Source organism: Bacillus siamensis KCTC 13613 (assembly GCF_000262045.1).
Taxonomy (GTDB): domain Bacteria; phylum Bacillota; class Bacilli; order Bacillales; family Bacillaceae; genus Bacillus; species Bacillus siamensis.
The window spans coordinates 1-19,307 of sequence record NZ_AJVF01000039.1; the positions used below are offsets into that span (position 1 = coordinate 1).

Consider the following 19,307-nt stretch of genomic DNA (forward strand, 5'->3'; position numbering starts at 1 on the left):
TTATTTAAAACTTTGAATTAACAGGTACGTTTTGTCTTGTTTAGTTTTCAAAGAACTTTTTTGCTTCTCTTGAAGCGACCTCTTAATCATAACATTTTCAGTTTGATAGGTCAATACTTTTTCGAAAAAACTTTTTTTAGCAGACTGTCTTTATGTTGAAAAGACAACAAAAAGAATTATATCAGCATCATCGCTGTGTGTCAAAGCTTTTTTCGTTTCTTTATATAGAAAAAGCGCAGCCTGTTACAGCTGCGCTTTTTCATCTATTCTTCTTCCATTTCTTCCGGCTCTTCTTCATTCTTTTCCACTAGTGCCACAGTGGCCACGTGCTCTTCATCGGACATGCGGATCAGACGGACGCCTTGTGTTACACGTCCCGTAGTGGAGATATCGTTAATATCCATTCTGATTAACACGCCGCTTGCCGTAATAATCATTAAGTCTTCTTCGCCTCTTGTAGCTTTTACTGTTACTAGCGGACCGTTGCTGTCAGTGATTTTACATGTTTTAAGGCCTTTTCCGCCCCGGCTTTGGACTCTGTATTCTGAGGCCGGCGTACGTTTGCCGTAGCCGTTTTCTGTCACTATGAGAACATGGGAGTCTTCTTCAAGAATCTCCATGCCTACCACGACATCATCATCTGTCAGCGTGATGCCTTTGACACCTGCAGCGGTGCGCCCCATTTGTCTTACATCTTCTTCAGGGAAACGGATCAGCAAGCCGTTCTTCGTTCCGATGATGATTTGTTTCTTGCCGTCAGTCAGACGGACGGCCATCAGTTCATCGTCTTCCCGAAGACCTAAAGCGATCAGTCCGTTATTCCGTATATTCGCAAACTGGGACAGTGCCGTACGTTTCGACACCCCTTGTTTGGTCGTGAAGAAGAGGTAAAGCTCCTCATCAAATGTGCTGACCGGAATAATGGCATTAATCCATTCGCCTTTTTCAACCTCCAGGAGGTTAATAATCGGAATGCCTTTTGCGGTACGGCCGTATTCAGGAATTTCATATCCTTTTGAACGATATACCTTCCCTTTATTAGAGAAGAATAGAATCGTATCGTGCGTCGATGTAGAAATTAAGTGTTCCACAAAGTCATCTTCATTCGTTCCCATTCCCTGCACGCCTTTTCCGCCCCGTTTTTGGCTGCGGTATGTGGACGCTGGGAGACGCTTAACATAGCCGTTATGAGTCAGCGTGATGACGATGTTTTCTCTCTCGATGAGATCTTCATCCTCAATTGTTTCAAGACCGGACGTAACGATTTCAGTGCGTCTCTCATCATTGAACCGCTCTTTGATTTCGTTGAGTTCTTCACGGATGATCTCGAGCACTCTTTCTTCATTGGCTAAAATATCTTTCAGCTCGGCGATAAGCGCAACAAGTGATTGATATTCCTCTTCGATCTTTTCGCGCTCCAGACCGGTTAATCGCTGAAGACGCATGTCCAGAATGGCTTGCGCCTGTTTTTCAGTCAGTGAAAATTGTTCGATTAAACCCGTTCTCGCAATTTCAGCCGTCTGAGAACTACGGATAAGAGAAATCACCGCGTCTAAATGATCGAGAGCGATTCTTAACCCTTCCAGAATGTGAGCTCTCGCCTCCGCTTTGCGAAGTTCGTAAGCCGTTCTGCGTCGGATCACGACCTTTTGGTGATCAAGATAATGCTCCAGACATTCTTTCAGGTTTAATACCTTCGGCTGTCCGTCAACGAGCGCCAGCAGGTTGATTCCAAAAGACGTCTGCAGGGCCGTTTGTTTGTACAGGTTATTCAGAATGACGTGAGCATTGGCGTCACGGCGGATCTCGATGACGACTCTCATTCCGTTACGGTCGGATTCGTCACGCAGATCGGTGATTCCTTCGATTTTTTTGTCCCGGACGAGATCTGCGATTTTTTCAATTAATCTCGCTTTGTTGACCTGATAAGGAAGTTCCGTGACAATAATTCTTTCTTTTCCCGAGGATGTCTCTTCGATTTCAGCCTTAGCCCGGATCGTGATTGATCCCCGTCCGGATTCATATGCCTTGCGGATGCCGCTCCGGCCTAAAATCTGACCGGCCGTCGGAAAATCCGGGCCCGGAATATATTCCATCAGCTCTTGGATTGTGATCTCAGGATTCTCACTTACGGCAAGCACGCCTTCAATGACTTCTCCAAGCTGATGCGGGGGAATGTTTGTCGCCATTCCGACCGCAATACCGGCAGCTCCGTTTACGAGCAGATTCGGAAATCTCGAAGGCATGACGGCAGGTTCTCTTTCTGAACCGTCATAGTTGTCTTGATAGTCAATCGTGTCTTTCGTAATGTCACGCAGAATTTCCATTGCGATTTTTGACATTCTCGCTTCTGTGTAACGCATCGCAGCCGCAGAGTCGCCGTCAACTGAACCGAAGTTGCCGTGTCCGTCAACAAGCATGTAGCGGTAGTTAAAATCCTGCGCCATTCTGACCATTGATTCGTAAACCGCTGAATCACCGTGCGGGTGGTACTTACCGATAACTTCGCCGACGATACGGGCAGATTTTTTATATGGTTTGTCACTGGTCATGCCTAAATCATTCATTGCGTACAAAATCCGTCTGTGAACCGGCTTCAGACCGTCACGCACATCCGGAAGCGCCCGGGATACGATAACGCTCATTGCATAGTCCAGGAAGGATGTCCGCATTTCCTGGCTGATATTGACTTCACGTACTTGTGGTGTGTTTTGTTCACTCATTAAAAAAACCTCCCTGAAGTATCACATGAAATAATGTGGGAGTAGATTGTCCATTATGATCTTCAATACGATTTCACTATTCTCCATTATATCAATAAACTTGTGTTTATACACATTAATTTAGCAGAATATACGGGTTTTGCGGGTTTGCAGAGGCTGCTTGAAGCCGCTTTGAGAAAAAAGCCTTATTTCTTAACGAAAATAAGGCTTTCATGGTTAAATATCAAGGTTTTTCACATATCTGGCGTTTGCTTCTATGAAGTTTCTGCGCGGTTCTACTTTGTCGCCCATCAGCATTTCGAACGTCTCATCAGCATCCATCGCATCTTCAAGATTGACTTGCAGAAGCGTTCTGGTCGCCGGATCCATTGTCGTTTCCCAAAGCTGAGTCGCGTTCATTTCTCCGAGACCTTTATAACGCTGGAGGCCGGGCTTAGGCGATTGCGGAAGCTCTTTTAAAAGCTCGTCAAGCTGCTTATCGTTATAAGCGTATTCCACCCGTTTTCCCTGCTGCACTTTATAAAGCGGCGGCTGGGCAATGTAGACATAGCCGTTTTCGATGATTTCCCGCATGTATCTGTAGAAGAACGTTAATAAAAGCGTTCTGATGTGGGCGCCGTCGACATCGGCATCCGTCATGATGACTACTTTATGATAACGCGCTTTTTCAAGATTAAAATCTTCTCCGATACCCGTGCCGAGAGCCGTAATCATTGATCTGACCTCATTATTTGAGAGAATCTTATCAAGTCTGGCTTTCTCAACGTTCAGAATCTTACCGCGCAGCGGCAGAATGGCTTGGAAATGGCGGTCCCGTCCCTGTTTCGCTGATCCGCCCGCAGAGTCACCCTCTACGATATAGAGCTCGGAAATGCTCGGATCTTTAGAAGAACAGTCCGCCAGTTTGCCCGGCAGATTGGAAATCTCAAGCGCGCTTTTGCGGCGGGTCAATTCCCGCGCTTTTTTCGCCGCCATCCGCGCTCTTGCGGCCATTAAGCCTTTTTCAACGATTTTGCGGGCTGAATCCGGATTTTCAAGAAGGAATGTTTCCAGCGCAGCAGAAAACAGCGTATCAGTGATCGTTCTTGCTTCAGAGTTGCCGAGCTTCGTTTTCGTCTGCCCTTCAAATTGCGGATCAGGGTGCTTAATTGAAATAATGGCAGTCAGCCCTTCTCTCACATCATCCCCGCTTAAATTCGGATCATTTTCTTTGAAAATCCCTTTTCTTCTTGCATAGTCGTTTATGACACGGGTCAGACCGGTTTTAAATCCGGCCTCGTGCGTGCCGCCTTCGTATGTGTTGATATTATTCGCGAAAGAATAAATATTGCTTGTATAGCTGTCGTTGTATTGCAATGCAACTTCAACCGTAATGCCGTCTTTCTCGCCTTCGATATAAATCGGCTCTTCGTGAACGACTTCTTTGGAACGGTTTAAGTACTCAACGTAGCTCTTGATTCCGCCTTCGTAGTGGTACTCGTTTTTCCGTTCTTGTCCTTCACGTTTGTCTTCAATCGTGATGTTTACGCCTTTTGTCAGGAAGGCCAATTCGCGGACACGGTTTGAAAGCAGATCATAGTCATATACAGTTGTTTCTTTGAAAATTTCCGGATCGGGAACGAAGTGCGTAATCGTCCCGGTCTTGTCAGTGTCACCGATCACTTCAAGATCAGCCGCCGGAACACCGCGTTCATACGCCTGATAATGGATTTTCCCGTCACGATGAACCGTAACATCAAGAGTGGTCGACAAGGCGTTTACGACAGACGCCCCTACACCGTGAAGACCGCCGGATACTTTATATCCGCTTCCGTCAAATTTACCGCCGGCGTGAAGAACGGTCATGATGACTTCAACCGCAGGGCGGCCCATCTTCTCTTGGATACCGACCGGAATTCCGCGCCCGTTGTCTGTAACGGTAATGCTGTTATCTTTCTCAATCACGATGTTAATATCTGTACAATAACCGGCCAGGGCTTCGTCTATACTGTTGTCGACGATTTCCCATACCAAATGGTGAAGGCCTTTGCTGTTAGTTGATCCGATGTACATCCCCGGTCTCTTTCGAACAGCTTCCAACCCTTCTAATACCTGTATCTGATTCTCATCATAACTATTTTGCTGCTGTTCCATAGCCATGCACATTCACCTACACTTTTCTTAAACGATATATTCATTGTAAAGATCCGCTAAGAATCTATTTCTAACATAAATTGCGCACGTTTCTTCAGTGTGCCGGAAGATAAGGGAGAGTAATATATATTCTCAGTCGTGACTACGATAGACTTTGGCGTGCCGTTTACGGACGGCACTACTTTTTCTTTCTGTCTGTCCAGAAATTCTTCAACGATCGGCGATACATTGACCTTGCAGTCAAAAATGCCGACGATATCGCGTGTTGAAACGACAAAGTCGTCACCTAAATGAATATACAATCGCTCACCTCATTTCTTCACTTCACTAACGCACCGTTTTCCACACGGAACATTCCTGCTTGATGTAAGGTTTCGTGGTCAATGCCATCCACGCTCGTCGTGGTGACAAATGTCTGCACACGGCCTTGGATTGTATGAAGCAAATGGGACTGGCGGTAATCATCCAGCTCGCTTAGTACATCATCCAAAAGTAAAATGGGATATTCTCCGATTTCTTCATGAATCAAATCTATTTCGGCCAGTTTCAAAGACAAAGCCGTCGTACGCTGCTGTCCCTGCGAACCGTAAGTCTGCACATCGCGTCCGTTCACATAAAAAAGGACATCATCCCGATGCGGTCCGAATAAGGTGACGCCCCGTTCTATTTCTTTTTCTTTTAATTTCGAAAAAGACTCCTGGTAGCTGTTACCTATTTTCGACAAATCTTTAGGATCTGATACATCAAGCGCCGTGTGATACTTAAGCGTCAGTTCCTCAAGCCCCCGGGAAATGCCCGAATGGATCGGCTGCGCCCATTTTTCAAGCTGCGCCGTAAACTGCAGACGTTTGGCGACAACTTTTGCGGCTGCCTCAATCAGCTGATCAGTGAGAACGTCAAGCATAGTCCGGTCAGTCTGTTTCCGGCTTTGCAGCTGTTTCAGAAAATGATTCCGCTGGGAAAGGATTTTTTGATAAAGAGATAAATCATACAGATAAACAGCAGAAACCTGCCCGATCTCCATATCAAGAAATCTCCTCCTGACCTGCGGGCTGCCTTTGACGAGATTTAAGTCCTCCGGGGCGAACATAATGGTGTTCAGCGCTCCGACATACTGACTGAGTTTTTGCTGTTCTATGTGATTGACCTTGCCCTTTTTACCTTTTTTGGAGATGACTAACTGCATCGGGATGTCCCCGTTGCGCTTCATCACTCTTCCTTCTATTTTAGCATAGTCTTCGTCCCACCGTATAAGTTCTTTATCATTTGAGGTGCGGTGTGATTTTGCCATCGAAAGGACATAGATGGCTTCCATCAGATTGGTTTTGCCTTGGGCGTTCTCTCCGATGATCACATTCACCTTGTTTTCGAATTGAAGCTCAGCGCGCTCATAATTACGGTAGGATGTTAATTCTAAATTTTGGATATACAACCGCTGTCACCCGCTTTAATTGACGACTTGAAATGAACCAAATCCTTCAATCGCGACCACGTCTCCAACATAAAGCTTTCTGCCGCGGCGATTGTCAGGTTCATTGTTGACTGTCACCTCATGCTCGCTCAGAAACCATTTCGCCATACCGCCGGACTGAATCACATCGGCTAATTTTAAAAACTGGCCAAGCGTAATCATTTCTGTGTCAATCGAAATCGGATTTGCCATAATATCGACCTCTTTCAAATATCACTAATATCTAATTGTACTAAAAAATCCTGAAATAAGGAAAGGGAAAACTTGAGGGAGCTGGCTGATGAACAGAAAAGCTGCCGAACTAAGCCGGCAGCACATTCTGTTTGATTAATACGTTCGGACCGGAAGGATGAGCTGAACGATGGTTTCATCATTCGGCGTACGGATAAGAAACGGTCTCATCGCTCCCGTAAAGCTGATACGGATGTCCGCTCCTTCAAGTACTTTCAGTGCGTCCATCATATATTTTGGACTGAATGAAATATTTAATTCCTCACCGTCAATCCGGTCAGCGAGCACAGCTTCGACCACTTTCCCGATTTCAGGAGAATTTGATGAAATTTCAAGCGAGTCCGCCGGTTTGGCAGAAAGCTTTACAACGTTGTTGCGGCCTTCTCTCGCCAATAAAGAAGCACGGTCTATCGCCTGTAAAAATTCTTTTGTGTTCACGACGATTTCCGTTTTGCTTTCCTGCGGAATCAAGCTGGTCGTATCCGGATAGTTTCCGTCAAGCAGCCTTGAGAAGAACAAGACGTTTTTCGCTTTAAACAGAACTTGGGTTTCTGTAATGACGATATCCACCAGCTCTTGATTGTCATCAAGAATTTTGCTCAGCTCGGTTAAACTTTTTCCGGGGATGACGACGTTATAAGAGCTGTCTTCCGGAATATCAAGCTTTGCTTTTCTTAAAGCGAGCCGATGGCTATCCGTGGCAGTGCATAATAATTCACCGTTTTCCACTTTCCAGTTTACACCTGTCAAGATAGGGCGTGTTTCTGAGGCGGACACAGCAAACACGGTTTGACGGATTAAGTTTTTCAAAAGATCCGTCGGAATCTGAATGGCATGGTGCTCTTCGATTTGCGGAAGATGCGGATATTCATCTGCATCAAGACCGTTCAAATTAAATTCCGCTTTTCCGGAACGGATAATTGTTAAATATTGATTTTGAACTTCGATTTCAACCGTCGCCATCGGCAGTTTTTTAACGATTTCGCTGAAGAAACGCGCTTGCAGCACGATACTTCCCGGCTGATCAATCGTTACGATTTCTTTGTCATCATCTTCTTTCGGAATGAATGACTCGATTGAAATATCAGAATCGCTTCCCGTAAAAGATACTCCTTCATCTGAGGCTACGATCTTAATACCGGTGAGAATGGGAATTGTGGTTCTGGATGAAACGGCTTTTAGAACGTCTTGTACACTTTCAACTAAACGATCTTTTTGAATCGTAAATTTCATGTTTATCCTCCTAACGGATAATATAATTAATATATTTTAAAAATAGCAGTAGTAATAGTAGGGCCTGTGGATTTGTGGATAAGTTGTGAAAAAGACAGGAAACACAGCCTATCCACATGTGGACAGACTGTGCATGGCTAGCGAAAAGTTATTCACACTTTCCCCGATTCATCCGCGGGCTCTTTTATTTAAGCTGTTCTTTTATTTCTTTTACCTGCTGCTGAAGCTGCTCGTCATCAATCAGCAGTTTTGAAATCTTTTCATGAGCATGAATGACGGTTGTATGGTCTCTCCCGCCAAATTCTTCCCCGATTTTAGGCAAAGAAGAGTCTGTCATTTCTCTGGAGAGATACATGGCAATCTGCCTTGGGAACGCAACCGATTTCGTACGCTTTTTCGCTTTGAAATCTTCAAGCTTAATGTTGAACTGCTGTCCGACAATCCGCTGAATCTCTTTTATCGTGATGACCTTAGGCTTTGCGGAAGGAATAATATCTTTCAATGCCTCTGCAGCCAGGTCCGCATTAATGTCTTTATTGATTAAAGAGGAATAGGCAACAACCCGGATTAATGCCCCTTCCAGTTCACGGATGTTGCTGTCAATCTGATTCGCGATGTAAAGCATGACCTCGTTCGGAATATCAAGGCCTTCCGCCTTCGCTTTCTTTCTCAGGATGGCAATCCGCGTTTCCAGATCAGGCGGCGTGATATCCGTAATCAATCCCCATTCGAACCGCGAACGCAGACGGTCTTCAAGGGTCGGAATTTCTTTCGGCGGTCTGTCGCTGGAAATCACGATTTGTTTGCTTTCTTCATGAAGCGTATTGAATGTATGGAAAAACTCTTCTTGTGTTTGTTCTTTTCCGGCTAAAAATTGAATATCATCTATCAAAAGTACATCAACATTCCGGTAGCGGTTGCGAAAATCAACGGCTTTATTGTCGCGGATTGAGTTGATGAATTCATTTGTGAATTTTTCAGAAGACAGGTACACCACTTTGGCTGAAGGATTATGATCAATGACATAATGGCCGATTGCGTGCATTAAGTGGGTTTTTCCTAAACCGACTCCCCCGTAAATAAATAAAGGGTTGTACGCTTTAGCGGGTGCTTCCGCTACAGCCAGTGATGCTGCATGGGCGAATCGGTTTCCCGATCCGATGACAAATGTGTCGAATGTATATTTCGGGTTGAGCATGCTTTGGGGAAAATCAGACGGTTCCTCTTTTGCCGCTTTTTTCACTTGCGGTTTCGGCAAAAAGTCTTCTGCATCCTGATTTTGAGGAATGACAAATTTGACGCTCAATTCTTCCCCGGTCAATTCATATATGGTATCTGCAATGAGATGTAAGTACCTGGACTCCAGCCAGTCTCTGGCAAATTCATTGGGAGCGGTGATGGTTAAGGTATCTCCTTGCAGCGAATGGGCTTTCGTCGACTTCATCCAAGTTTCGAAGCTCGGTTTGCTTAACTTTTTCTCTATCTGAGCTAAAGCTTGATTCCAAAGATCTAATATATTCTCCATTATCCGGCACAGCCCTCCTTTTCTTTAAAATCAGCACTCTCCTCCTGTTATAGAACACAAAAAAAGAGCATATGGCTCTGACCATTCGTACACACGAAATGTTGAAAACATATAGTATAGTAGAAAAATAGCTTTTCGACAAATTCCACAAGTTGTGGACAACAATCTACACAAGCTGTGTGAAAACAATCCACAACTTATCCACACTTTGTGGATAAAGAGAACGGAGTGAATAAGTAATTAAGAGTTAAAACACAAATATAATATCAAATTAAGCGAGGACTTGCAATGGTTCTCGTAATCTTATCCACAAACCTGACAACTTGTTGAAAAATCTTTGTCCACAGGGGTTAGCAATGTGAAAATGTTGTCGATAACGGTTGTGGATATTAAAAAAAGGCCAAAAAATTATCCACATACCATTTTTTCTGGAGGGCGCGCGGCGTTTTTGCGTTAAAAAAAGGAATATGAAAATTAAGGTTTCTAATCTGGTTAAGGTATGTTATCCTATTATGGTTGTAAGAAATAAAAGCACTGCTGAAGTTGACAATGAATAGGCAGCACAAATATAATAAGTAAGACTGTCTTTAACAGCTATTCCTCGAGGGAGGTGTCATAAATGAAAAGAACATTCCAACCGAATAACCGTAAACGCAGTAAAGTTCATGGCTTCAGAAGCCGTATGAGTTCAAAAAACGGTCGTCTAGTATTAGCACGCCGTCGCCGCAAAGGCAGAAAAGTATTATCAGCTTAGGCCACTGAATAATGTCAGTGGTCTTTTTTCACATTAAGAGAAAAGAGATCATGCGTCGCCCGGTACTGGAGAAACTTCTTCAGTATTCCGGCGGCCCGTTTTTTTTAGATAGTAATAAAAGTTTCTGCGAGTGAATATCGGAGTGAATCAAAGTGAAGAAGCGAAATCGGTTAAAGAAAAATGAAGATTTTCAAAAAGTGTTTAAACGCGGAACGTCTATGGCAAACCGCCAGTTCGTGCTGTATACGCTTGATCAGCCGCAGCAGGAAGAGCTCCGGGTAGGGCTTTCTGTCAGTAAAAAAATCGGCAACGCCGTCGTGCGCAACCGGGTGAAGCGGTTAATCAGACAGGCGGTTCAGGAGGAAAAAGAGCTGCTCAAGCCGAAAGATTTTATTATTATCGCCAGAAAACCCGCCGCCGACCTCAGTTTTGAAGAAACAAAAAAAAGTCTGCAGCACTTATTCAGAAAAACCTCTTTATATAAGAAATCTTCGTCAAAATAGCTCATATTTTGTTTTCTTCACGTTTTTAAAAGCGCTTCCTTTTGTTTGGCGAAAAATGACCGCCATTTAAAACTGAAAGATGCTAAAATACATACAAGGTTTATAAAGAATGGTATAGGAGGAAACGTTCTTGAAAAGGAGAATATGGTTACTACTGAGTATGGTCGGTATGCTCGTCCTGCTGGCCGGATGCTCGAGTGTAAAAGAGCCGATTACGGCGAATAGTCCGCATTTCTGGGACAAATATGTTGTGTACCCATTGTCAGAAGTCATTACGTACGTAGCGAAACTGACGGGCGATAACTATGGTTTATCGATCATCATCGTTACGATTTTAATCCGTCTGCTGATTCTGCCGCTGATGATCAAGCAGCTTCGAAGCTCAAAAGCGATGCAGGCGCTTCAGCCGGAAATGCAGAAGCTTAGAGAAAAATACAGCTCAAAAGATCAAAAAACACAGCAGAAGCTTCAGCAGGAAACAATGGCCCTGTTTTCAAAGCACGGGGTAAACCCTCTGGCGGGATGTTTTCCGATCCTGATTCAAATGCCGATTTTGATCGGATTCTACCACGCGATTATGCGTACGCAAGCCATTTCACAGCACAGCTTTTTATGGTTTGATTTAGGAGAGAAAGATCCTTACTATATTCTTCCTATCGTTGCCGGTGTGGCCACTTTTGTCCAACAGAAGCTGATGATGGCCGGAAATCCATCTCAGAATCCTCAAATGGCAATGATGGTATGGATTATGCCGATCATGATCATCGTATTTGCGATCAACTTCCCGAGTGCGCTTTCTCTTTATTGGGTAGTCGGAAACCTGTTTATGATTGCTCAGACATTCCTTATTAAAGGGCCTGACATTAAACACGATCCGGAAACGCAGAAAGCGGGAGGAAAGAAAAAGTGAAGAAGGTGACTGCTGCGGGACGGAATGTCAAAGAAGCAGTTCAATCAGGCCTTCAGGAACTTCAACTGACGGAAGATCAAGTAGAAATAACGGTGGTGCAGGAAGAATCTAAAGGATTTTTGGGTATTTTCGGAAAAAAGAATGCGATCGTAGAACTGGAAGAGAAAAAAAATCCTGTTCAGGAAGCGAAAGCGTATCTGGAAGAAATCATCAATTCCATTGCGGGGCCTTCTGAGATTGTCACGGAAGAAAACAAAAAAACAGTTTGTTTTCATATTAAAGGTGAAAAAGCAGCGCTGCTTATTGGCAAAAGAGGACAAACACTCAATGCTCTGGAAACATTGACGCAGCTTGTTTTGAACTGCGGCTCCGGTCAGTATCGCCACGCCGTTGTCGACGCTGAAAATTATCGTCTGAAAAGAAGAGAAATTCTGGATCAGCTGGCAAACAGGCTGGCCAAGCAGGTGTCGAAAACAAAAAAAGATGTGCATTTGGAACCGATGCCGTCAGGCGAAAGAAAAATCATCCATGACGCTCTGTCGAGACACCCAAATATCAAAACTTTTTCTACCGGTGAAGGCCGGTACCGCCATCTCGTTATTTCCCATAAAGATAGCAGAAAACCGAAGTCCGGGTAAAATCGGAACTTCGGTTTTTTTATTGGCGAAAATGGCTCTATTCCTAAGCAGAATCGCATTTTTTGCGTTTAAGTTTTTTCTTTTTCGGTGTATGCTGTTGATAAAAAAGGTTTTAGGAAATAAAATTAATTGTTATTCACATGTGGATAAGTTAAAGTAATAAGGGATGAATTTCTGTCTTTGTGGATAACGTATCTTCCACTTCAAACCAAACTATGTTATCTTTTAATTTTGGCGTAAATCAATTTTTTATATAGATGGAAACAGAGATAAAGAGAGGTGAACAGCATGGATACAATTGCAGCGATTTCAACTCCGATGGGTGAAGGCGCCATCGCGATCGTTCGGCTGAGCGGGCCGGAAGCCGTGAAAATTGCCGACAAAATGTACAAGGGTCCGAAAGGCAAAACGCTCAGTTCGGCAGAATCGCATACCATTCATTACGGGCATATCGCAGACAGCACGACGGGACGGATTATTGAGGAAGTGATGGTGTCTGTTTTAAGAGCGCCCAGAACATTCACAAGGGAAGATGTCATTGAAATCAACTGTCACGGAGGAATTGTGACGGTTAATCAGGTGCTCCAGCTTGCTTTAAGAGAAGGTGCGAGACTGGCGGAACCCGGTGAGTTTACGAAGCGCGCATTTTTAAACGGACGGATTGACCTTTCACAGGCGGAAGCGGTGATGGATCTGATCAGGGCCAAAACGGACCGTGCCATGAATGTCGCCATGAACCAGATGGAAGGACGGCTTTCCGCACTAGTCCGCCGTCTTCGGGATGAATTGTTAGAAACACTTGCCCATGTTGAGGTTAATATAGATTATCCGGAATATGATGACGTCGAAGAAATGACACATCAGCTTCTAGTGGAGAAAGCGGGCGGCGTGAAGAAAGAAATTGAAGCGCTGCTTCGTACGTCTGAGCAGGGGAAAATTTTACGCGAGGGATTGTCTACCGTGATCATCGGCCGTCCGAACGTCGGGAAATCTTCTTTGCTTAACAGTCTTGTCCATGAAACGAAGGCGATCGTAACGGATATTCCGGGAACGACGCGTGATGTGATTGAGGAATATGTCAATGTCCGAGGCGTGCCGCTCCGGCTTGTCGACACCGCCGGAATCCGTGAGACCGAAGACATCGTCGAAAGAATCGGCGTAGAACGCTCACGCCAGGTTCTGAAGGAAGCGGATCTCATATTGCTTGTGCTTAACCACAGCGAAGAGCTTTCTGAGGAAGATGTGAAATTATTTGAAGCTGTTGAGGGAATGGACGTCATAGTCATTATGAATAAGACGGATCTTGAGGCTAAGATTGACGCTGAGCGCGTCAAGGAGCTTGCGAAAGGCCGGCCTGTCGTCACGACCTCATTGCTGAAAGAAGAAGGTATACAAGACTTAGAAGAAGCGATCCAGTCGCTATTTTATACAGGAGCGATCGAAAGCGGAGATCTCACATATGTCAGCAATACCCGTCATATCTCGATTCTGCATCAGGCAAAGCAAGCGATTGATGATGCGCTGAACGGAATTGAACAGGATGTTCCGATTGATATGGTGCAAATTGATCTGACAAGGTGCTGGGAGCTGCTGGGCGAAATCATCGGTGATGCCGTCCACGAAAGCTTAATTGATCAGCTCTTTTCACAATTTTGTTTAGGTAAATAAAAGGGAGGAAAAAACCATGGGGTATGAAGCAGGCCAATACGACGTAATCGTCATCGGCGCCGGGCATGCCGGTGTTGAGGCTGCCCTCGCATCCGCGCGCCAGGGAGCTAAAACGCTTGTTTTGACGATTAATCTTGATATGGTTGCGTTTATGCCATGTAATCCGTCTGTCGGCGGCCCCGCAAAAGGGATTGTCGTCCGCGAAATTGACGCGCTCGGCGGAGAAATGGCTAGAAATATAGATAAAACTCATATTCAAATGAGAATGCTGAATACAGGGAAAGGTCCGGCCGTACGGGCGCTGCGTGCGCAGGCGGATAAATTCCAATATCAGCATGAAATGAAGCATACGCTGGAAAAAACACCGAATCTGACACTTCTTCAAGGGATTGCCGAGCGTTTAATCATTGAAGACGGTGAGTGCCGCGGTGTCATTACGCAAACCGGTGCTGAATATAAGGCAAAATCGGTCGTGCTGACAACCGGAACGTATTTAAGAGGGCGGATCATTCTCGGAGATCTGTCTTACTCAAGCGGCCCGAATAACCAGCAGCCGTCTATTAAACTTTCTGAGCACTTAGAGGAGCTTGGTTTTGATCTCGTTCGTTTTAAAACGGGAACGCCTCCTCGCGTCTCAAGCGATTCCATTGATTACAGCAAAACGGAAATCCAGCCGGGAGATCCGGTTCCGCGCGCTTTCTCATATGAAACGGTTGAATACATTACCGATCAGCTGCCTTGCTGGCTGACTTACACGAGTCCTGAGACTCATGAGATCATTGACAGCAACCTGCATCGTTCACCAATGTATTCCGGTATGATTAAGGGAACAGGACCGAGATATTGCCCTTCCATTGAAGATAAAGTCGTTCGCTTTAATGATAAACCGCGTCACCAGATTTTCCTTGAGCCGGAAGGCAGAAATACGCAGGAAGTATACGTTCAAGGTTTATCCACGAGCCTTCCTGAGGACGTTCAGCAGCGGATGCTGGCGACCATTCCGGGACTGGAAAAGGTGCAGATGATGAGAGCCGGATACGCGATTGAGTATGATGCGATCGTACCGACGCAGCTCTGGCCTACACTGGAGACGAAAAAAATCCCTAACCTGTACACGGCCGGTCAAATTAACGGTACATCAGGCTATGAGGAAGCAGCCGGGCAAGGAATTATGGCAGGAATTAACGCAGGCCGCAAAGCGCTTGGAAAAGAAGAGGTTATCCTCAGCCGTTCCGATGCGTATATCGGCGTATTGATTGATGATTTGGTAACGAAAGGAACCAATGAACCGTACCGTCTGCTGACTTCACGGGCGGAATACAGACTGCTGCTCCGCCATGACAACGCGGATCTTCGTCTGACGGAAATCGGCCATGAGATCGGCTTAATTTCGGATGAGCGCTATGAAGCGTTTGAAAAGAAAAAAGCGGCGATCGAGGCTGAGAAAAAACGTCTCTGGTCTGTTATTATCAAGCCGTCTCCTGAGAATCAGGAATATATCCGTTCACTCGGCGGAAGCGAGCTGAAAGATGGAGTGCGCGGCACAGATTTAATGAAACGTCCGGAAATGAACTATGAAACAGTGACAAAACTTGCGCCTGCTGATTCTCCGGTTCCGCAAGATGTGGCGGAACAAGTGGAAATCCAAGTGAAATATGAAGGATATATCGAAAAATCCTTGCAGCAAGTGGAGAAGCTGAAGAAGATGGAAAACAAAAAAATCCCTGATCGGATTGATTATGACGCCATTAAAGGAATTGCTACTGAAGCCCGTCAAAAGCTGAAAGAAGTACGTCCTTTATCAGTTGCTCAAGCCTCCCGTATTTCCGGGGTCAATCCGGCAGACATTTCAATCCTGCTGGTTTACCTGGAGCAGGGCCGTATTGCCAAGGTAGCTGAATAGAAAGGATGACGGCATGAATATAGAGGAATTTACATCCAGTTTAGCGGAGAAAGGGATTTCCCTTTCTGACCGCCAGCTGGAGCAATTCGAGTTGTATTACCAGATGCTCGTGGAATGGAACGAAAAAATGAATCTGACGTCCATCACTGAGAAAAAGGAAGTATATCTAAAGCATTTTTATGATTCGATTACGGCGGCATTTTATATTGATTTTGAAAAGATCACCACCCTTTGTGACGTTGGCGCCGGTGCCGGTTTTCCAAGCCTGCCCGTCAAAATCTGCTTCCCGCATCTGCATGTCACCATCGTCGATTCACTGAATAAGCGGATTACGTTTTTGGAAACTCTCTCTGATGCTTTACAATTAGAGCATACGACATTTGTCCATGACAGGGCAGAGACATTCGGACAGCGGAAGGACGTCCGGGAAAGCTTTGATCTCGTGACCGCTCGTGCGGTGGCGCGTCTGTCAGTCCTGAGTGAGCTTTGTCTGCCGCTTGTCAAGAAAAACGGCGTATTTGCGGCACTAAAAGCAGCAGCCGCTGATGAAGAGCTGAAAGCGGGGCAAAAGGCGATTAAAGTATTGGGAGGAGAGCTTGAACAAGTTCATTCATTTACACTTCCCGTCGAAGAAAGTGAACGGAACATTATGATCATTCGCAAGACGAAAAGCACTCCGAAAAAATATCCGAGAAAACCGGGTACTCCGAATAAATCGCCAATTGAAGGGTAATTTAGACAGCCTGATGTGACAATTCCATCATATTTTCTGCAAAATTGATGAAGATACAGCAGGAAAAACCATGAGAAAATAGAATTATAAAAATGGCAGTTTTTAAAGGTGGTGTAGGTACATGAAGCATTCATTCTCTCGTTTCTTCGGGTTTGGTGAGAAGGAAGAGGAACCGGAGATAGCAGAGCATGATACAAACAAAGAAGAGATACTCGAAATACCGGTACATGCTATCGTTCCCAACCGTTTTCAGCCACGCACCATTTTCTCAGATGAAAAGATCAAAGAGTTAGCAATGACTATCCATACACACGGCATCATTCAGCCGATTGTTGTCAGACATACAGAAGATGAAGGACAATATGAGCTCATTGCGGGTGAAAGGCGCTGGAGAGCGGTACAGACGCTTGAATGGGAAAATATCCCTGCAATTATAAAGAACTTCTCTGATACGGAAACAGCTTCTGTCGCTTTGATTGAAAACCTGCAGAGAGAAGAATTGTCCTCCATTGAGGAAGCTCATGCGTACGCAAGGCTGTTAGAACTTCATGATTTAACACAGGAAGCCTTGGCGCAGCGCTTAGGAAAAGGCCAGTCAACGATTGCGAACAAGCTCCGATTGTTAAAGCTCCCTGAACCCGTCCAGGATGCGATTATGGAGAAAAAAATCACGGAACGCCATGCAAGAGCCCTGATCCCGCTCAAACAGCCGGAGCTTCAGGTCACATTGCTTGCGGAAATCATCGAGAAAAGCTTAAACGTCAAGCAGACGGAAGACCGAGTGGTGAAAATGCTTGAACAGAATAAGCAGAAACCGAAGCCGAGACGCAAAGCGTTCAGCAGGGATACAAGAATTGCGATGAATACGATTCGCCAGTCCTTGTCCATGGTGGAAGACAGCGGCGTCAGACTGAATACTGAGGAAGAAGAATTCGAAGAGTACATTCAGCTTACCATTCGGATACCTAAATAAAAACTCTCCTGATCAGCAGGGGAGTTTTTATTTTAGTCAAAAAACTATTTTAAAATAATAATAGATGTATTCTGCACTATGTATTATAAATGTAAAAATTTATCTTTTTGTGTCGCGAATTGTCTTTTTACAGTCAAAAAAGTCACTTTATCGGAGAATTTATAAGAGAAAGTGTCTTTTTTGTTTGCATTTTTTTCACTTGCTGATAAACAAATTATGAAAAAAATAAAACGCTTTACTCTTTTTTTGATAAGATAGAAACAAGACAGTACATGTTCATGTGAAGGTAGGTGACATCGTGGGAAAAATCATAGCAATTACGAACCAAAAAGGCGGAGTCGGGAAAACAACGACTTCTGTTAATCTGGGGGCTTGCTTAGCTTACATAGGTAAAAGGGTTCTTCTTGTTGATATTGATCCGCAGGGCAACGCAACGAGCGGATTAGGGATTGAAAAAGCCGATGTGGATCATTGTGTGTACGACATTTTAGTAGATGACGCAGATGTAACAGATATTATTAAACCGACTTCAGTAGAGAACTTAGATGTCATTCCAGCCACAATCCAGCTTGCGGGAGCGGAAATCGAATTGGTTCCGACGATCTCACGGGAGGTAAGGCTGAAAAGAGCATTAGAATCAGTGAAACAAAATTACGACTACATGATTATTGATTGTCCTCCGTCGCTCGGGTTATTAACGATTAATGCGCTTACCGCATCAGATTCAGTTGTTATCCCGGTTCAGTGCGAATACTACGCTCTTGAAGGATTGAGTCAATTATTAAATACAGTTCGGCTTGTGCAAAAACATTTAAATACAGACTTAATGATAGAAGGAGTGCTTCTGACGATGCTTGATGCCAGAACGAATCTCGGCATTCAAGTGATAGAAGAGGTGAAGAAATACTTTAGAGATAAGGTGTATCAAACCATTATTCCTCGTAATGTCCGTTTAAGTGAGGCGCCGAGTCACGGCAAGCCGATCATATTATACGATCCGCGTTCGAGAGGTGCGGAAGTATATTTAGATTTAGCAAAGGAAGTGGCAGCGAATGGCTAAAGGCGGGCTCGGAAAAGGGATTAATGCGTTGTTTAATCAAGTTGATTTGTCTGAAGAGACAGTGGAAGAGATTAAAATCAGTGATTTGCGCCCCAATCCTTATCAGCCAAGAAAACAATTTGATGATGAGTCATTAGCTGAACTGAAGGAATCCATCATTCAGCATGGCATTCTTCAGCCCATTATCGTGAGAAAATCACTGAAAGGCTACGATATTGTAGCCGGAGAACGCCGTTATCGCGCTGCAAAGCTTGCCGGCAAAGAAACAGTGCCGGCTATCGTGCGGGAGTTATCTGAATCGCTGATGCGGGAAATCGCTCTTTTGGAGAACCTTCAGCGTGAAGATTTATCACCGCTTGAAGAAGCTCTGGCATATGATTCACTGCTGAAACATTTGGATATTACCCAGGAACAGCTCGCTAAACGGCTCGGGAAAAGCAGACCTCATATTGCCAACCATTTGAGACTGCTGACACTGCCTGAAAGCATCCAAAACCTTATTGCAGAAGGTACGTTATCCATGGGGCACGGCAGAACCTTGCTCGGTTTGAAAAATAAAAACAAGCTTGAACCGCTGGTGAAGAAAGTGGTTGAAGAACAGCTGAACGTCCGTCAGCTTGAACAGCTCATTCAACAGTTAAACAATAATGTTCCACGTGAAACAAAGAAAAAAGAACCTGTTCAAGATGTGGTGTTAAAAGAGCGGGAATCATATTTGCAAAATTACTTCGGAACAACAGTCAATATTAAGAGACAAAAGAAAAAAGGGAAAATTGAGATTGAGTTTTTCTCAAATGAAGACCTTGAACGTATCCTCGAACTGTTGTCAGAAAGAGAAGCATAAAAACC

Annotated in this window: 17 protein-coding genes; 10 read left to right on the forward strand and 7 right to left on the reverse strand. The window is 44.6% G+C overall.

Annotation, left to right across the window (positions count from 1 at the left end; translation table 11 throughout):
• Positions 1 to 263 precede the first annotated feature (263 nt).
• The 7 genes from gyrA to dnaA form a co-directional block, all read right to left on the reverse strand.
• Positions 264 to 2,723: a DNA gyrase subunit A gene (gyrA, locus tag Y79_RS0108620; protein WP_016937309.1), complete on the reverse strand. Its 2,460-nt coding sequence runs from the start codon at positions 2,721 to 2,723 to the stop codon at positions 264 to 266.
• 216 nt (positions 2,724 to 2,939) lie between these two features.
• A complete protein-coding gene (gyrB, locus tag Y79_RS0108625) occupies positions 2,940 to 4,856 on the reverse strand; it encodes a DNA topoisomerase (ATP-hydrolyzing) subunit B (RefSeq protein WP_029575274.1) in 1,917 nt (638 codons plus the stop codon).
• A 56-nt stretch (positions 4,857 to 4,912) separates the two neighbouring features.
• Complete coding sequence (gene remB / locus Y79_RS0108630) at positions 4,913 to 5,158, reverse strand: extracellular matrix regulator RemB (protein WP_004392908.1); 246 nt, start codon at positions 5,156 to 5,158, stop codon at positions 4,913 to 4,915.
• A gap of 17 nt (positions 5,159 to 5,175) precedes the next feature.
• Positions 5,176 to 6,288: a DNA replication/repair protein RecF gene (gene recF / locus Y79_RS0108635; protein ID WP_013350724.1), complete on the reverse strand. Its 1,113-nt coding sequence runs from the start codon at positions 6,286 to 6,288 to the stop codon at positions 5,176 to 5,178.
• A 15-nt stretch (positions 6,289 to 6,303) separates the two neighbouring features.
• Positions 6,304 to 6,519 carry a ribosome maturation protein RlbA gene (gene rlbA, locus Y79_RS0108640; RefSeq protein WP_004392910.1) on the reverse strand — a complete coding sequence of 72 codons (216 nt, stop codon included), beginning with the start codon at positions 6,517 to 6,519 and terminating at the stop codon, positions 6,304 to 6,306.
• A gap of 135 nt (positions 6,520 to 6,654) precedes the next feature.
• Entirely contained in the window at positions 6,655 to 7,791 is a 1,137-nt protein-coding gene (dnaN, locus tag Y79_RS0108645) for a DNA polymerase III subunit beta (RefSeq protein ID WP_016937311.1), read from the reverse strand.
• Between the two features lie 184 nt (positions 7,792 to 7,975).
• Positions 7,976 to 9,316, reverse strand: a complete 1,341-nt coding sequence (gene dnaA / locus Y79_RS0108650) for a chromosomal replication initiator protein DnaA (protein WP_016937312.1) — start codon at positions 9,314 to 9,316, stop codon at positions 7,976 to 7,978.
• 619 nt (positions 9,317 to 9,935) lie between these two features.
• Between dnaA and rpmH the strand changes: the two genes are divergently transcribed.
• From rpmH to Y79_RS0108695, 10 genes are all read left to right on the forward strand, one after another.
• The gene (rpmH, locus tag Y79_RS1000000120790) at positions 9,936 to 10,070 is read left to right on the forward strand and encodes a 50S ribosomal protein L34 (RefSeq protein WP_003178075.1); all 135 of its coding nucleotides are present in this window, start codon (positions 9,936 to 9,938) and stop codon (positions 10,068 to 10,070) included.
• A 152-nt stretch (positions 10,071 to 10,222) separates the two neighbouring features.
• Complete coding sequence (gene rnpA / locus Y79_RS0108655; RefSeq protein ID WP_016937314.1) at positions 10,223 to 10,573, forward strand: ribonuclease P protein component; 351 nt, start codon at positions 10,223 to 10,225, stop codon at positions 10,571 to 10,573.
• Between the two features lie 160 nt (positions 10,574 to 10,733).
• Complete coding sequence (gene spoIIIJ, locus Y79_RS0108660) at positions 10,734 to 11,483, forward strand: YidC family membrane integrase SpoIIIJ (protein WP_014471334.1); 750 nt, start codon at positions 10,734 to 10,736, stop codon at positions 11,481 to 11,483.
• On the forward strand, positions 11,480 to 12,121 hold the full coding sequence (jag, locus tag Y79_RS0108665) for an RNA-binding cell elongation regulator Jag/EloR (RefSeq protein ID WP_016937315.1): 642 nt from the start codon (positions 11,480 to 11,482) through the stop codon (positions 12,119 to 12,121). The genes spoIIIJ and jag overlap by 4 nt, the downstream gene beginning before the upstream one ends.
• A gap of 288 nt (positions 12,122 to 12,409) precedes the next feature.
• Complete coding sequence (mnmE, locus tag Y79_RS0108670; protein ID WP_014419389.1) at positions 12,410 to 13,789, forward strand: tRNA uridine-5-carboxymethylaminomethyl(34) synthesis GTPase MnmE; 1,380 nt, start codon at positions 12,410 to 12,412, stop codon at positions 13,787 to 13,789.
• Positions 13,790 to 13,805: 16 nt separating this feature from the next.
• Entirely contained in the window at positions 13,806 to 15,692 is a 1,887-nt protein-coding gene (gene mnmG, locus Y79_RS0108675; protein WP_016937316.1) for a tRNA uridine-5-carboxymethylaminomethyl(34) synthesis enzyme MnmG, read from the forward strand.
• A gap of 13 nt (positions 15,693 to 15,705) precedes the next feature.
• A complete protein-coding gene (gene rsmG / locus Y79_RS0108680; RefSeq protein ID WP_016937317.1) occupies positions 15,706 to 16,425 on the forward strand; it encodes a 16S rRNA (guanine(527)-N(7))-methyltransferase RsmG in 720 nt (239 codons plus the stop codon).
• A gap of 121 nt (positions 16,426 to 16,546) precedes the next feature.
• Positions 16,547 to 17,398, forward strand: coding sequence for a nucleoid occlusion protein (noc, locus tag Y79_RS0108685; RefSeq protein WP_016937318.1), 852 nt, complete (start codon positions 16,547 to 16,549; stop codon positions 17,396 to 17,398).
• 298 nt (positions 17,399 to 17,696) lie between these two features.
• Positions 17,697 to 18,458: a sporulation initiation inhibitor protein Soj gene (gene soj, locus Y79_RS0108690; RefSeq protein ID WP_007409899.1), complete on the forward strand. Its 762-nt coding sequence runs from the start codon at positions 17,697 to 17,699 to the stop codon at positions 18,456 to 18,458.
• Complete coding sequence (locus Y79_RS0108695) at positions 18,451 to 19,302, forward strand: ParB/RepB/Spo0J family partition protein (RefSeq protein WP_016937319.1); 852 nt, start codon at positions 18,451 to 18,453, stop codon at positions 19,300 to 19,302. Before soj ends, Y79_RS0108695 begins: the two co-directional genes overlap by 8 nt.
• The last annotated feature ends 5 nt before the right edge of the window (positions 19,303 to 19,307 follow it).